This window comes from Pseudomonas lopnurensis (assembly GCF_015070855.1).
GTDB classification, from domain to species: domain Bacteria; phylum Pseudomonadota; class Gammaproteobacteria; order Pseudomonadales; family Pseudomonadaceae; genus Stutzerimonas; species Stutzerimonas lopnurensis.
The window spans coordinates 109,186-122,288 of the sequence record NZ_JADDIX010000092.1 but is presented as its reverse complement, the minus strand read 5'-3'; the positions used below and the strand labels follow the sequence as shown (position 1 = coordinate 122,288).

16 protein-coding genes are annotated in these 13,103 nt (G+C 66.1%); 10 read left to right on the top strand and 6 right to left on the bottom strand.

Annotated elements, in window-relative coordinates:
* Positions 1–70: 70 nt before the first annotated feature.
* Genes hda through IN820_RS19610 form a run of 3 tightly spaced genes read right to left on the bottom strand, consistent with a single transcriptional unit; the run spans position 71 to position 2,974 of the window.
* On the bottom strand, positions 71–775 hold the full coding sequence (gene hda / locus IN820_RS19620) for a DnaA regulatory inactivator Hda (protein ID WP_193682567.1): 705 nt from the start codon (positions 773–775) through the stop codon (positions 71–73).
* Positions 772–1,869: an AI-2E family transporter gene (locus IN820_RS19615; RefSeq protein WP_193682566.1), complete on the bottom strand. Its 1,098-nt coding sequence runs from the start codon at positions 1,867–1,869 to the stop codon at positions 772–774. Before IN820_RS19615 ends, hda begins: the two co-directional genes overlap by 4 nt.
* 43 nt (positions 1,870–1,912) lie before the next feature.
* Positions 1,913–2,974 (bottom strand): DUF2066 domain-containing protein, encoded by a 1,062-nt coding sequence (locus IN820_RS19610; protein WP_193682565.1) that lies wholly within the window; start codon positions 2,972–2,974, stop codon positions 1,913–1,915.
* A 323-nt stretch (positions 2,975–3,297) separates the two neighbouring features.
* Here IN820_RS19610 and purM point away from each other — a divergent pair, with 323 nt between their 5' ends.
* From purM to dapC, 5 genes are read left to right on the top strand one after another with little or no spacing between them, the layout of a single operon-like run.
* The gene (gene purM / locus IN820_RS19605; protein WP_193682564.1) at positions 3,298–4,356 is read left to right on the top strand and encodes a phosphoribosylformylglycinamidine cyclo-ligase; all 1,059 of its coding nucleotides are present in this window, start codon (positions 3,298–3,300) and stop codon (positions 4,354–4,356) included.
* The gene (gene purN, locus IN820_RS19600) at positions 4,356–4,997 is read left to right on the top strand and encodes a phosphoribosylglycinamide formyltransferase (protein ID WP_193682563.1); all 642 of its coding nucleotides are present in this window, start codon (positions 4,356–4,358) and stop codon (positions 4,995–4,997) included. Before purM ends, purN begins: the two co-directional genes overlap by 1 nt.
* 8 nt (positions 4,998–5,005) lie before the next feature.
* Entirely contained in the window at positions 5,006–5,716 is a 711-nt protein-coding gene (locus tag IN820_RS19595) for a DUF3108 domain-containing protein (RefSeq protein WP_193682562.1), read from the top strand.
* 57 nt (positions 5,717–5,773) lie between these two features.
* The gene (locus IN820_RS19590) at positions 5,774–6,442 is read left to right on the top strand and encodes a COG3650 family protein (RefSeq protein ID WP_193682561.1); all 669 of its coding nucleotides are present in this window, start codon (positions 5,774–5,776) and stop codon (positions 6,440–6,442) included.
* Positions 6,443–6,498: 56 nt separating this feature from the next.
* Complete coding sequence (dapC, locus tag IN820_RS19585; protein ID WP_193682560.1) at positions 6,499–7,695, top strand: succinyldiaminopimelate transaminase; 1,197 nt, start codon at positions 6,499–6,501, stop codon at positions 7,693–7,695.
* A gap of 43 nt (positions 7,696–7,738) precedes the next feature.
* Here the strand turns inward: dapC and IN820_RS19580 are convergent, their stop codons facing one another.
* On the bottom strand, positions 7,739–7,900 hold the full coding sequence (locus IN820_RS19580) for a hypothetical protein (RefSeq protein ID WP_193682559.1): 162 nt from the start codon (positions 7,898–7,900) through the stop codon (positions 7,739–7,741).
* A 13-nt stretch (positions 7,901–7,913) separates the two neighbouring features.
* Entirely contained in the window at positions 7,914–8,159 is a 246-nt protein-coding gene (locus tag IN820_RS19575; protein WP_193682558.1) for a hypothetical protein, read from the bottom strand.
* A gap of 117 nt (positions 8,160–8,276) precedes the next feature.
* Between IN820_RS19575 and IN820_RS19570 the strand changes: the two genes are divergently transcribed.
* From IN820_RS19570 to IN820_RS19550, 5 genes are all read left to right on the top strand, one after another.
* Positions 8,277–8,606: a thioredoxin family protein gene (locus IN820_RS19570; RefSeq protein ID WP_193682557.1), complete on the top strand. Its 330-nt coding sequence runs from the start codon at positions 8,277–8,279 to the stop codon at positions 8,604–8,606.
* 95 nt (positions 8,607–8,701) lie between these two features.
* Positions 8,702–9,073, top strand: coding sequence for an ArsC family reductase (locus tag IN820_RS19565; protein ID WP_193682556.1), 372 nt, complete (start codon positions 8,702–8,704; stop codon positions 9,071–9,073).
* A 43-nt stretch (positions 9,074–9,116) separates the two neighbouring features.
* Positions 9,117–10,151, top strand: a complete 1,035-nt coding sequence (dapD, locus tag IN820_RS19560) for a 2,3,4,5-tetrahydropyridine-2,6-dicarboxylate N-succinyltransferase (RefSeq protein ID WP_193682555.1) — start codon at positions 9,117–9,119, stop codon at positions 10,149–10,151.
* A gap of 92 nt (positions 10,152–10,243) precedes the next feature.
* The gene (locus IN820_RS19555; RefSeq protein ID WP_193682554.1) at positions 10,244–11,449 is read left to right on the top strand and encodes an aminotransferase class V-fold PLP-dependent enzyme; all 1,206 of its coding nucleotides are present in this window, start codon (positions 10,244–10,246) and stop codon (positions 11,447–11,449) included.
* Complete coding sequence (locus tag IN820_RS19550) at positions 11,446–11,859, top strand: SufE family protein (protein ID WP_193682553.1); 414 nt, start codon at positions 11,446–11,448, stop codon at positions 11,857–11,859. Before IN820_RS19555 ends, IN820_RS19550 begins: the two co-directional genes overlap by 4 nt.
* Positions 11,860–11,898: 39 nt before the next feature.
* On the opposite strand, the gene IN820_RS19545 is transcribed toward IN820_RS19550, so the two are convergent.
* A complete protein-coding gene (locus IN820_RS19545) occupies positions 11,899–13,020 on the bottom strand; it encodes a beta-ketoacyl-ACP synthase III (RefSeq protein ID WP_193682552.1) in 1,122 nt (373 codons plus the stop codon).
* Positions 13,021–13,103 lie beyond the last annotated feature (83 nt).

Genomic DNA, 13,103 nt, shown 5'->3' with positions numbered 1-13,103 from the left:
GCGAAAGCCTCTCGCGGGCACGGACTCGGCGCCTCCTACGAAAATCGCCGGGCGCTGTGAAATCCGCGCCCTACCAGCCGAGGGTTTCCTTGAGAAAGGGAATGGTCAGCTTGCGCTGCGCCTGCAGCGAAGCCTGGTCGAGCCGGTCGAGCAGTTCGAACAGTGCGCTCATGCTGCGCGAGCCACGGGTCAGGATGAAGCGACCGACATCGTCCGGCAGGGTCAGGCCGCGGCGCGAGGCGCGCAGTTGCAGCGCACGCAGCTTGTCCTCGTCGGATAGCTGCTGCAGCTGGAATACCAAAGCCAGGCTCAGCCGCGACTGGAGGTCGGGCAACTGGATCGCCAGCTCGCGCGGCGATGCGTCGGCGGCCAGCAACAGCCGCCGGCCGGCATCGCGCAGGCGGTTGAACAGATGGAACAGCGCCTCCTCCCACACCGGGTCGCCCGCCACCGCGTCGAGATCGTCCAGGCACACCAGTTCGCTCTGCTCGAGATTGTCCAGCAGCGCCGGACCGTACTCGGCCACTTCGGCCAGCGGCAGATAGACCGCCAGTTCGCCGCGCTCCTCCACCCTGAGGCAAGCCGCCTGCAGCAGGTGGCTGCGACCGACCCCGGCCTGCCCCCAGAGATAGATCAACTCGTCGGACCAGCCTGCGGCAGGCGAGCACAGGCGCTCGACATAGCCGAGCGCCGCGGCATTGGCGCCGGGATAGAAGTTGGCGAAGGTGGCGTCGTCGCGCAGACGGACGCCCAGGGGGAGCTGGATGGGTTTCATGGTTGACTGGGTGGTTCGGCCGGTGTGCCGGCAGGCTCGGCGTAAAGGTCCGAGAGTTTATACAGATCGTGCACGTGGCGCAGCAGAACCATGATCACCGCCGCCACCGGCAACGCCAGCAATACTCCGGTGAAACCGAACAATTGGCCACCGGCGAGTACCGCGAAGATCACCGCCACCGGATGCAGGCCGATGCGATCGCCCACCAGCAGCGGCGTCAGCAGCATGCCCTCGAGCATCTGCCCGACCGTGAACACCGCCGCCACGCCCAGTAACGGGTAGGGGGCCAGCCCGAACTGGAACAGCACCGCCACCACCGCCGTACCGATACCGACGACGAAGCCCATGTAGGGCACGATGCTGGCAAGTCCGGCCAGCACGCCGATCAGCAGGCCGAGTTCCAGCCCCACCAGCATCAGGCCGCTCGCATAGATGATCGCCAGGGCCAGCATCACCAGCAGTTGACCGCGCAGGAAGGCGCCGATCACCTCATGGCATTCGCTCATCAGGCGCACCACCATGCCTTCGCGCCGGCGCGGCAGCAGACTGCGCAGCTTGGCCATGATCAGGTCCCAGTCGCGCAGCAGGTAGAAGCTCACCACGGGTATCAGCAACAGATTGCCGATCCAGGCCAGCAGCGCCAGGCTGGATGCGGTAGCCCGGCTGAGGACCATTCCGAGCACGTCGGTGGTGCTGCCCAGGTGCGCAGAGAATGCCGCCCTGAGCTGGTCGAAACGCCAGAAGTCCTCTTCCAGCCCGAATTGCGCCTGCACCCAGGGCAGCGCCTGCTGCTGCAGCCAGTCCAACGCCAGCGGCGCCAGTTGATAGAGATGCATCAACTGCTTGCCGAGCATCGGCAGCAGCACCAGCAGCATCAACAGCAGCAGAAGACTGAACAGGCTGAACACGGCGATCACGCCCCAGGTGCGCGACAGCCGCCAGCGCTCCAGGCGATCGACCAGCGGATCGCCCAGGTAGGCCAGCAGGGTGCCGATCAAAAAAGGGGTCAGGATCGGCGTCAGCAGATACACCAGCCAGGCGCACAGCAGCAGCCCGGCCAGCCAGAGCCAGCGATTCGAATCGGTGATGGTCATGGTTAACGCCTTGTTTGCAGGACCGCGGGGCCGGAATGCGCCATCACCAGCGATAACGCAGCACTGTGCCGGTTTCCGCTGCCGGCGCCGCCGGCTCGCTGGCAGGCTCGCCGAATTCGCCTGGTTCGTCCACGGGTTGCTGCGCGTCCAGCGGCATTTCATCGGCGCTGACTTCCTGCAGCCGGGCCAGCGCCAGTTGCGCGCGCAGCTGTTCGGGGCTGGCGTTCACGCGATAGACCAGGCGATCGCTGTCCACCCGCAGCAAGCGACCGCCGAATGGCTCGAGCAGCCGATCCAGCTCGGCAAAGCGCGCGACATCGGCCCCGAGGATTTCCAGGGTGATGTCCGAAGTGGAACCGGGCGCGACCACATAGCGCGGCGCCAGGTACTGACTGACCGCCAGCATCACCGCATCGGCCAGCGCCTCGGGGCTTTCCCCCTGCGCCTTGCCGTTGCGCTGCTCGTCGTCGAGCCAGACCGTCCATTCGGCCTGCCAGCCGGACTCCGCTTCACGCGCATGAGTGGCCAGCAGGACATCGGCATCGTAGCGCTCGGACGGCTCGCGCAGGGCTTCGCGGCCATCGCTGGCGAAGGTTTCCGGCGTCGCCAGCAACTGTTCGGACAGATCCGCCAGGGGCAGGCGCAGCGGCAGGCCGCGATGCTGTGCGGCGGCGCGCAGGACGGCGGCATTGCTCTGGCCATCGCCGACCAATTGCGCGCCATCCACCCGCTCGATCAGCCACCAGGCCAGCACCGTCGGCCGATTCGCCCCCCACAGCGATACGCCCGCGCGACGCAGGCTGCGCTCGGTGGTGCCGGGGTCGAACTCGACGACGATGTGCTCGTCCTCGTGGCCGTATTTGCTGATCAGTTGCTGCGGATCTTCCCGCAACGCGGCGACCGCCGGCTGCTTGGCAACTTCGGCGTCACCGGTCAAGCGCAGCAGCAGCGTGTCGAATGCACGTTGCAGCGCCTCGGCCTGGCCTCCGGCCTGCTGGCTGGAAACGGGTTCACGCACCTGATACAGGCCGCTGAGCGGCTCCGCCAGGCTGGGCAATGCCGCCAGCGCGAAGCACAGGGTGAGGAGGCGGGAAATAAGGCGCATGATCGATTCTCGCAAGCTGGCCAGAGGTTCCGGCCATGGAATGTGGAATAAGGCCTACACCTTAAACAGGCGACCTGAGCGCGGCAACCGCCACGCAGGGAGCCGGCTCACAGTTCGCCCAGCCAGCCCGCCAAATCGCCCTGGCGCTGCTTCGCCTTCGAAGGGCGGGATGGCCGCTATGCCGCAAGCCTGATAAAATCGCGCGCTTTCCGCGGACCGGTTCCGGCGCTTGCCCAAGCCCGGCAAATCAGCGCCTTCGCACAGGTGCTGGATGCAGTCTCTGCCCGGTCGACACCCGCATTCCTTCCACAGGTCCGGACTCTATGAGCAAGCAACCCTCCCTCAGCTACAAGGACGCTGGCGTCGACATCGATGCAGGCGAAGCGCTGGTCGAACGCATCAAAGGCGTCGCCAAACGCACCGCGCGCCCTGAAGTGATGGGTGGCCTGGGCGGCTTCGGCGCGCTCTGCGAAATCCCCGCCGGCTACAAGCAGCCGGTGCTGGTTTCCGGCACCGACGGTGTCGGCACCAAGCTGCGCCTGGCGCTGAACCTGAACAAGCACGACAGCATCGGCCAGGATCTGGTCGCCATGTGCGTCAACGACCTGGTGGTCTGTGGCGCCGAGCCGCTGTTCTTCCTCGACTACTACGCCACCGGCAAGCTCAACGTCGACGTGGCGGCTACCGTGGTCACCGGCATCGGCGCCGGCTGCGAACTGGCCGGCTGCTCGCTGGTCGGCGGCGAGACGGCCGAGATGCCGGGCATGTACGAGGGTGAAGACTACGACCTGGCCGGCTTCTGCGTCGGGGTGGTGGAGAAGAGCGAAATCATCGACGGCTCCCGGGTCGCGGCCGGCGACGCGCTGATCGCCCTGCCCTCCTCCGGCCCGCATTCCAACGGTTATTCGCTGATCCGCAAGATCATCGAAGTCGCCGGCGCCGACATCGAGAACATCCAGCTCGACGGCAAGCCGCTGACCGAGTTGCTGATGGCGCCGACACGCATCTACGTCAAGCCGCTGCTCAAGCTGATTGCGGACACCGGTGCGGTCAAGGCCATGGCCCACATCACCGGCGGCGGCCTGCTGGACAACATCCCGCGCGTACTGCCGGAAGGCGCCCAGGCGGTGATCGATGTCGCCAGTTGGAATCGTCCGGCCGTATTCGACTGGCTGCAGGAGCAGGGCAACGTCGACGAGCACGAGATGCACCGCGTGCTCAACTGCGGTGTCGGCATGGTCATCTGCGTCGCCCAGGATCAGGTCGACGCCGCCCTCGCCAACCTGCGCGCCTCCGGCGAAGCTCCCTGGGTGATCGGCCAGATCGCCAATGCCGCGGAAACCGCGGAGCGCGTCGTGCTGAACAATCTGAAAGCCCACTGATGGCCTGCAACGTCGTCGTCCTGATCTCCGGATCGGGCAGCAACCTGCAGGCGCTGATCGACAGCCAGGACGAAGACAACCCGGCCCGCATCCGCGCGGTGATTTCCAACCGTGCCGATGCCTACGGGCTGCAGCGGGCGCAGGCGGCAGGCATTCCCACCCGGGTGCTGCCACACCGGGATTTCGCCGATCGCGAGGCGTTCGACGCCGCGCTGATGCAAGCCATCGATGCCCACCAGCCTGACCTGGTGGTATTGGCCGGATTCATGCGCATCCTCACGCCCGGCTTCGTCCGTCATTACCGCGGCCGCCTGCTGAATATCCATCCGTCGCTGCTGCCCAGGCACAAGGGCCTGGACACCCATCGCCGCGCGCTCGAGGCCGGCGACAGCGAACATGGCTGCAGCGTGCACTTCGTCACCGAGGAACTGGACGGCGGCCCGGTGGCGATCCAGGCGACCCTCGCGATCGAGCCCGGGGAAACCCTCGACGATCTGGCCCAGCGGGTCCACGTCGCAGAACATCAAATTTATCCGCTCGCCATGCGCTGGTTCGCCGAGGGGCGCTTGCACCTTGCCGAACAAGGCGCGATGCTGGATGGCGCTACTCTACCGGCCTCAGGCTACCCGATCAGAACCTAGGAGATACCATGCGTCGCGCCTTGCTGCTCGCCCTCGCCGTGCTGACCCTGCCGGCACACGCCCTGGACCTCAAGCCGTTTTCCGCCAGCTACACCGCCGACTGGAAACAGGTTCCGGTCAGCGGTACCGCCGAGCGCAGCCTGGAGCAGCTGGACAACGGCCTGTGGCGCCTGGATTTCGAGGCTTCCATGCTGGTCGCCAGCCTCAACGAGCGCAGCACCTTCCGCGCCGAAGGCGACACCTTCCTGCCGGAGTCCTACCGCCTCAAGCGCAGCGGCCTGGGCAAGGGCAAGCGCGTCGAACAGCGCTTCGACTGGGAAGGCAAGCAGGTCGAGGGCAGCGACCGCGGCGATCCGATCAAGCTGCCGCTGCACCGCGGCCTGCTGGACAAGTCCACCTATCAGTTGGCGCTGCAGCACGAAGTGGCAGCGGGCAAGCAAAGCATGAGTTACCAGGTCGTCGATGGCGACGAGATCGAAACCTACGACTTCCGCGTGCTCGGCGAGGAAAAGGTCAGCACCAAGGTCGGCCAGGTCGACGCCATCAAGGTCGAGCGCGTGCGCGATCCGACCCAGAGCAAGCGTGAAACGATCCTCTGGTTCGCCAAGGACTGGGACTACCTGCTGGTCCGCCTGCATCAGGTGGAAAAGGATGGCAAGGAATACCAGATCATGCTCGAAGAGGGCAGCGTTGCCGGCAAGTCCGTCAAAGGCAACTGATCTTCCGCGGCGGCCTTCCATGGCTGCCGCTCCCGTTCGAAACTTTCGGGTGTCTCGATGACCCTTTCCCGCACTCTGCTGCTCGCCCTGCTGCTGCCTCTGGCGGGTTGCCAGACGTTCTTCACCGAACGCGCCCCGGCCTCGCGCCCGACCGAACGGCTGCAGGGAGAGGTGCAACGGGTCGATGGCGAACTGCAGTTCCGCACCTGCCTCGGACAGCGCACGCTGAAGCTGCTGGACCCGGCCGCTACCGGCCTGGCGGATGACGCGCTGGAATTGATGGCCGGCAGCGACGAGCGCCTGTTCGCCGATCTGCGCGGCACGCTCGACCAGCCGGTCCCGGGCGCCGATGGCCAACTGACGCTGAGCCGTGTGTATCGCCTGCAACGCGAAGGCCATGGCTGCAACGAAGAGAGCTTCAAGCGCCTCCTGCTGCGCGCCAGCGGCAACGAGCCGGGCTGGATGCTGACCGTGACCACGCGCGGCATGCTGCTCGCGCGCCCGGACCAACCGCCGGTAGCCCTGCCCTACCTGGAAGAACGGCTGCCCGGCGGACAGCTCAACCTCAGCAGCGAAGCCAACGACCTGCAGTTGGAACTCTGGGTCGCGCCGCAACGCTGCGTCGACAGCGCCAGCGGAACCATCAACCACCTGACGGCGGAGTTGCGCCTGGACGGCCAGACCCTGCGCGGCTGCGCGCATTACGGCGGCGCGCGCGACGACTGAATTCACGAATGCGGGGCGTTCGCCGCGCGTCATCCTGTCCTGAAAGAACAGTACCCATGAACAACGCCCTGAACCTGCTGCAACCCTACCCCTTCGAGAAACTGCGCGGTCTGCTCGCCGGCGTGCAGCCACCGGCCGACAAGCGCCCGATCGCCCTGTCGATCGGCGAGCCCAAGCATCGCTCGCCGGATTTCGTCGCCCAGGCGCTGGCGGACAATCTCGATCAACTGGCCGTCTACCCGACCACGCTCGGCCTGCCGGCGCTGCGTGAAGCCATCGCCGGCTGGTGCGAGCGCCGTTTCCGCCTGGCCGAAGGTGCGCTGGACCCGGCGCGCCAGGTGCTGCCGGTCAACGGCACGCGCGAAGCGCTGTTCGCCTTCACCCAGACCGTAGTCGACCGCGAAAGCGACGGCCTGGTGGTCAGTCCCAACCCGTTCTACCAGATCTACGAAGGCGCGGCGCTGCTGGCGGGCGCCACACCGTACTACCTGCCGTGCCTGGCGCAGAACGCTTTCAATCCGGACTTCGACGCGGTGCCGGTCGAAGTCTGGCAGCGTTGCCAGATCCTCTTCCTCTGCTCACCGGGCAACCCGACCGGCGCGCTGGTGCCGCTGGAGACCTTGCAGAAGCTCATCGCGCTGGCCGACGAGCATGACTTCGTCATCGCCGCGGACGAGTGCTACAGCGAACTGTATTTCGACGAGGCCAATCCCCCGGCGGGCCTGCTGACCGCTTGCGCGGCACTGGGCCGCAACGATTTCAAACGCTGCGTGGTCTTCCACAGCCTGTCCAAGCGCTCCAATCTGCCGGGGCTGCGTTCGGGCTTCGTCGCCGGCGATGCCGACATCCTCCAGGCCTTTCTGCTCTACCGCACCTACCATGGCTGCGCCATGCCGGTTCAGACGCAACTGGCCAGCATCGCCGCCTGGAACGACGAGGTCCACGTGCGCGCCAACCGCGAGCTCTATCGCGCCAAGTTCGATGCGGTGCTGGAAATTCTCACGCCGGTCATGGACGTGCAGCGCCCGGACGGCGGCTTCTACCTCTGGCCGAAGACGCCGATGGACGATCAGCAGTTCGCCCGCGAGCTGTTCGCCAGCGAACATGTGACCGTGGTGCCCGGCTCGTACCTGTCGCGCGAAGTGGATGGCTTCTCTCCGGGCGCCGGGCGCGTGCGCATGGCGCTGGTCGCGCCGCTGGCGGAATGTGTCGAGGCCGCGCAACGCATCCGCGCCTTCGTCGGCAGCCGCTGACGGGCCACGAATGCCGGGCGCCCTGGCGCCCGGTTGCGCCGGTTCAGGCAACGCCGGGCGGAATCCCGTCCTTGCCGTAATCGCGCAATTTTTCCAGATTCTCCGGTTTCATGTGTTCCGGCACGTCGGCAGCCTTGTGCTCGTCGCATGGTTCGCGCCGGCCTTCGCCACGTTGCTCGTCGATACGCTCGTCATGTTCGCTCATGCGGGCCTCCTCATCAGATGGCGTGGTCCTCCCAGATCAGCTGACCCTCGTCGCTGACTTCTATCACTTTAGTCAAAGCCGCCTCGGCAATCGCCTCGGCCTCCGAGGCCAGCGCATAGGTGCGCCCGTTGGCGACCTCGAAGATATGCAGGTGCTCGTCGCTATCACGCCGCTTGATGGCGATCACCGCCTCGAATGCGTCGCCGGCCGGCACCGCCGAGGAAATCGCCTCGAAATTCTCGAAATGCTTGCGCGCCATACACTCCACCTCACCGTTGCGATTGTCATCAATGGACAACGACACCCTGGTAAAAGGTCTGAACCGACGCATTCGACGGACGCTCTGAACCTACATGAGCAACCCGGGAGAAACTTCATGACCATGAACGAACACTACGCTCGAATCGAGCCGACCCGTGCCGAAGTGGACACCATGGACGGTCCCGTATTGCTCGAGTTCGGCACCCCCTGGTGCGGCCACTGCCGCGCCGCCCAGCCGCTGCTGGCGGCGGCACTGGCCGGCCGCTCGGGCATCCGGCACCTGAAGATCGAAGATGGCCCCGGCCGGCCGCTGGGGCGTTCGTTCCGGGTAAAGCTGTGGCCGACCCTGATTCTTCTCGAACAGGGCCAGGAACTCGCGCGCGCGGTGCGCCCGCAAAGCGAACGCGCCATCGAACAGGTATTGGGCGAGGCTGGCAAGGCCTGAGCGGAACGCGCAGACGGCTCGAACACGGCGGCATTGGCCAGCCACCCGTGGCATAATTCGCAGTCCAGTTTTGCAGGAGTTTGGAGAGTCGTTCTATGTCCGGAGAAAACCAGGGATTGCACCTTTACGGCATCAAGGCCTGCGACACCATGAAAAAGGCTCGTAACTGGCTCGACGAACACGGACTGAGCTACGACTTCCACGACTACAAGAGCGCCGGCATCGACCGCGCCCACCTCGAAGCCTGGTGCAACGAACACGGCTGGCAGATCGTACTCAACCGTGCAGGCACCACCTTCCGCAAGCTGGACGACGCGCAGAAGGCCGATCTTGACCAGGCCAGGGCCATCGAGCTGATGTTGGCCCAGCCGTCGATGATCAAACGTCCGGTACTCGATCTGGGCGACAAGACCCTGATCGGCTTCAAGCCCGATCTCTACGCTGCCGCATTGGCAGCCCCGAACTGACAGCCGCCCGCAGCGACGGCGCGGCCACGAAAAGGATAATCACATGCCTGCAACTCTCTTCAGCCTCGCCTTTGGCGTTGGCACCCAGAACCGCCAGGGCGACTGGCTGGAAGTCTTTTACGCGCAGCCGCTGCTGCAGCCGGCCGCCGAACTGGTCGCCGCCATCGCACCGCTGCTGGGCTACGCCGGCGGCAACCAGGCGATCGCCATCAGTACCACCCAGGCCGCCCAGTTGGCCGATGCACTGAAACCGCTGGGTGCCACTCAGCATGCATTGCTGACGCGCCTGGCGGAAAGCCAGCGGCCGCTGGTGGCCACGCTGCTGGCCGAGGACGCGGCGCTGACCTCCACTCCCGAGGCCTATCTCAAGCTGCACCTGATCTCCCATCGCCTGGTCAAGCCGCACGGCCTGAACCTGACCGGCATCTTCCCGCTGCTGCCCAACGTCGCCTGGACCACCCAGGGCGCGGTGGATCTGGGCGAACTGGCCGAACGCCAGCTGGAAGCACGCCTGAAGGGCGACCTGCTGGAAGTGTTCTCGGTGGACAAGTTCCCGAAGATGACCGACTACGTGGTGCCGGCCGGCGTGCGCATCGCCGATAGCGCCCGCGTGCGCCTCGGCGCCTATGTCGGTGAAGGCACCACGGTGATGCACGAGGGCTTCATCAACTTCAATGCCGGCACCGAAGGCCCAGGCATGATCGAAGGCCGCGTCTCGGCTGGCGTCTTCGTCGGCAAGGGCTCGGACCTGGGTGGCGGCTGCTCGAGCATGGGCACGCTGTCCGGTGGCGGCAACATCGTCATCTCCGTCGGCGAAGGTTGCCTGATCGGCGCCAATGCCGGCATCGGCATTCCGCTGGGCGACCGCAACACCGTGGAATCCGGCCTGTACCTCACCGCCGGCACCAAGGTCAGCCTGCTCGACGAGAACGATCAGTTGGTCAAGGTGGTCAAGGCTCGTGAACTGGCCGGCCAGACCGACCTGCTGTTCCGCCGCAACTCGCAGACCGGCGCCGTGGAGTGCAAGACCCACAAGTCGGCCATCGAGCTGAACGAGGCGCTGCACGCGCATAACTGACAGGAGCAGCCGCAAGCTGCAAGTCACAAGCGCCAAGCAAGGCCAACGGCCGCACCTTGCCGCTCTACCTTGCAGCTTGAAGCTTGAAGCTTATGGCTCTGACATCCCCCTGGCGTGCCGACTTCCCTGCCCTGGCCGTGCTCGAAGCGCAGGGCCAGACCTATCTCGACAGCGCCGCCACCGCGCAGAAGCCGCAGGCGCTGATCAATGCCCTGACCGGCTATTACACCTGCGGCGCCGCCAACGTGCACCGTGCCCAGCACCAGCCGGCCGAACGCGCGACCCGCGCCTACGAGGATGCACGGATCAAGCTGGCCAAGTGGCTCAACGCCGCCTGCCCGACCGAGATCGTCTTCACCCGTGGCGCGACCGAAGCGCTGAATCTGCTCGCCTATGGCCTGGAGCACCTGATCGAAGCCGACGACGAAATCGTCGTCAGTGCCCTCGAACACCACGCCAACCTGCTGCCCTGGCAACAGCTGGCCATACGGCGCAACGCCCGGCTACGCGTGCTGCCCATCGATGCCGATGGGCGGATCGACCTTGGGCCAGCGTCCGAACTGATTGGCCCGCGCACCCGCTTGCTCGCCGTCAGCCAGTTGTCCAACGTGATCGGCAGTTGGCAACCGCTCGGCGAGCTGCTGACCCTGGCCAAGGCCCGGGGTGCGCTGACCATCGTCGATGGCGCCCAGGGCGTGGTCCATGGCCGCCACGATATGGGCAGGCTGGGCTGCGATTTCTACGTGCTGTCCAGCCACAAGCTCTACGGCCCGGACGGCGTTGGCGCCCTCTACGGCCGCGGCGAATCCCTGCTGCAGCTGCGCCACTGGCAGTTCGGCGGCGAGATGGTCCGGGTCGCCGACTACCAGAGCGCCGAGTTCCATGCCGCGCCACTGGGCTTCGAGGCCGGCACGCCGCCGATTTCCGGCGTGATCGGTTTCGGCGCCACGCTGGATTATCTGGCAGGCCTCGACGCCGCCGCCGTCACCGCGCACGAACAGGCCCTGCACGATCGCCTGGTTGCCGGCCTCGAGGCACGTGAGGGCATCCGCCTGCTCGGCGCACCGCAGACCGCGCTGGCCAGTTTCGTGGTCGACGGCGTGCACCATGCGGACCTCGGCCACCTGCTCACCGAACAGGGCATCGCCGTGCGCAGCGGCAATCACTGCGCCATGCCCTTGATGAAGCACCTCGGCCTGGACGGCGCGACCCGCGTTTCGCTCGGGCTGTACAACGACGACGCGGATCTCGAGCGCTTCTTCCGCGCGCTGGACCAGGCCCTGGAGCTGCTGCGATGAACGAACTGCCGCAAGCCGCCCGCGAGGCCCTGGCACTATTCGGCCAGGCGCCCGGCTGGGAACAGCGCGCGCGCCTGCTGATGCAGTGGGGAGAGCGGCTGGAGCCGGTCGCCGATGACGAACGCAGCGACGACAACCTGGTAGCGGGCTGCGAGAGCCGCGTATGGCTGCTCGGCGGGCAGCAGGACGGTCACTGGCAGTTCCGCGCCACCAGCGATGCCCGCCTGCTTCGTGGCCTGCTGGCCGTGCTGCTGGCGCGGGTCAACGGGCTGGATGCGGCCGCACTGGCGACGGTGGACATGGCCGACTGGTTCGCCCGCCTGGGCCTGTCGCGGCAACTCTCGCCCTCGCGCAGCAACGGCATGAACGCCGTGCTGCGACGCATGCACGAGTTGACCGGGCAGCGCTGACCCGGTGCAAGCGGCAGGCCGCACCGGGACGCAGGAGGATCAGCGCTTGCGCAGGATCACGCTGCCGATCGAGTAGCCGGCGCCGAACGAACTGAGCACCCCGAAGCTGCCGCTGGGCAGGTCGTCCTGGTGCTTGTGGAAGGCGATCACCGAACCGGCCGAACTGGTGTTGGCGTAGGTGTCGAGGATCACTGGCGCCTCCTGCTCGGTGGCGTCGCGGCCCAGCAGCCTGCGCACGATCAGGTGGTTCATGTTGAGGTTGGCCTGGTGCAGCCAGAAGCGCTTGACCGACTCCACCGCGATGTCGGTCTCGCTCAGGTGTTCGCCGATCAGCTCCGCCACCATGGGGCAGACTTCCTTGAACACCTTGCGCCCTTCCTGGATGAACAGCTTGTCCGGGTCGTTCATGTGCTCTTCGGCGGCACGGTTGAGAAAGCCGAAATTATTGCGGATGTTGTTGGAAAACTCGGTCACCAGCTTGGTGCTGACCACCTCCCATTGATGCTCGGAAGTCGCCAGGTCCGCGCGCTCGATGATCACCGCCGTGCAGGCATCGCCAAAGATGAAGTGGCTGTCGCGGTCGCGGAAGTTCATGTGCCCGGTGCAGATTTCCGGGTTGACCATCAGAATCGCCCGCGCCTGGCCGAGCTTGACGCTGTTGACCGCATTCTGGATGCCGAAGGTGGCCGAGGAGCACGCCACGTTCATGTCGAAGCCGAAGCCCTTGATACCGAGCGCCGCCTGTACTTCGATGGCGATGGCCGGATAGGCGCGCTGCAGATTGGAGCAGGCGACGATCACGCCATCGAGATCAGCCGCGGTCTTGCCCGCGCGCGCCAGCGCTTGCTCGGCGGCCTTCACCGACATCTCGCAGAGGATCGACCACTCGTCGTTGCTGCGCTCGGGAATCCGCGGAACCATGCGCTCGGGATCGAGAATGCCGGCCTTGTCGGTGACGTAGCGGCTCTTGATGCCCGAGGCCTTCTCGATGAAGGCCGAGCTGGATTCGGCCAGCGGCTGGATTTCGCCCGCCTCGATGGCGGCGGCGTTGGCGCTGTTGAAGCGGTGCACGTAGGTATTGAAGGACTCCACGAGTTCATCGTTGGAGATACTGCTGGCAGGGGTGTAAAGGCCGGTACCGCTGATTACGACGTTATGCACGGTCGTTCCTCTCGAATATTGGCTTGATCGTTCTGACGTTGGGACGGAGCAGCGATGGCCTCGGCCGATCACGATCATTCCAG

What these genes read in the sequence shown, in the direction of transcription:
- IN820_RS19610 (WP_193682565.1), bottom strand. Translation starts at nt 2,974, where the DNA reads ATGCGCCTTATTTCCCGCCTCCTCACCCTGTGCTTCGCGCTGGCGGCA.
- IN820_RS19615 (WP_193682566.1), bottom strand. Translation starts at nt 1,869, where the DNA reads ATGACCATCACCGATTCGAATCGCTGGCTCTGGCTGGCCGGGCTGCTG.
- IN820_RS19570 (WP_193682557.1), top strand. Translation starts at nt 8,277, where the DNA reads ATGACCATGAACGAACACTACGCTCGAATCGAGCCGACCCGTGCCGAA.
- purN (WP_193682563.1), top strand. Translation starts at nt 4,356, where the DNA reads ATGGCCTGCAACGTCGTCGTCCTGATCTCCGGATCGGGCAGCAACCTG.
- dapD (WP_193682555.1), top strand. Translation starts at nt 9,117, where the DNA reads ATGCCTGCAACTCTCTTCAGCCTCGCCTTTGGCGTTGGCACCCAGAAC.
- IN820_RS19565 (WP_193682556.1), top strand. Translation starts at nt 8,702, where the DNA reads ATGTCCGGAGAAAACCAGGGATTGCACCTTTACGGCATCAAGGCCTGC.
- IN820_RS19575 (WP_193682558.1), bottom strand. Translation starts at nt 8,159, where the DNA reads ATGGCGCGCAAGCATTTCGAGAATTTCGAGGCGATTTCCTCGGCGGTG.
- IN820_RS19595 (WP_193682562.1), top strand. Translation starts at nt 5,006, where the DNA reads ATGCGTCGCGCCTTGCTGCTCGCCCTCGCCGTGCTGACCCTGCCGGCA.
- IN820_RS19555 (WP_193682554.1), top strand. Translation starts at nt 10,244, where the DNA reads ATGGCTCTGACATCCCCCTGGCGTGCCGACTTCCCTGCCCTGGCCGTG.
- dapC (WP_193682560.1), top strand. Translation starts at nt 6,499, where the DNA reads ATGAACAACGCCCTGAACCTGCTGCAACCCTACCCCTTCGAGAAACTG.
- hda (WP_193682567.1), bottom strand. Translation starts at nt 775, where the DNA reads ATGAAACCCATCCAGCTCCCCCTGGGCGTCCGTCTGCGCGACGACGCC.
- IN820_RS19580 (WP_193682559.1), bottom strand. Translation starts at nt 7,900, where the DNA reads ATGAGCGAACATGACGAGCGTATCGACGAGCAACGTGGCGAAGGCCGG.
- purM (WP_193682564.1), top strand. Translation starts at nt 3,298, where the DNA reads ATGAGCAAGCAACCCTCCCTCAGCTACAAGGACGCTGGCGTCGACATC.
- IN820_RS19550 (WP_193682553.1), top strand. Translation starts at nt 11,446, where the DNA reads ATGAACGAACTGCCGCAAGCCGCCCGCGAGGCCCTGGCACTATTCGGC.
- IN820_RS19590 (WP_193682561.1), top strand. Translation starts at nt 5,774, where the DNA reads ATGACCCTTTCCCGCACTCTGCTGCTCGCCCTGCTGCTGCCTCTGGCG.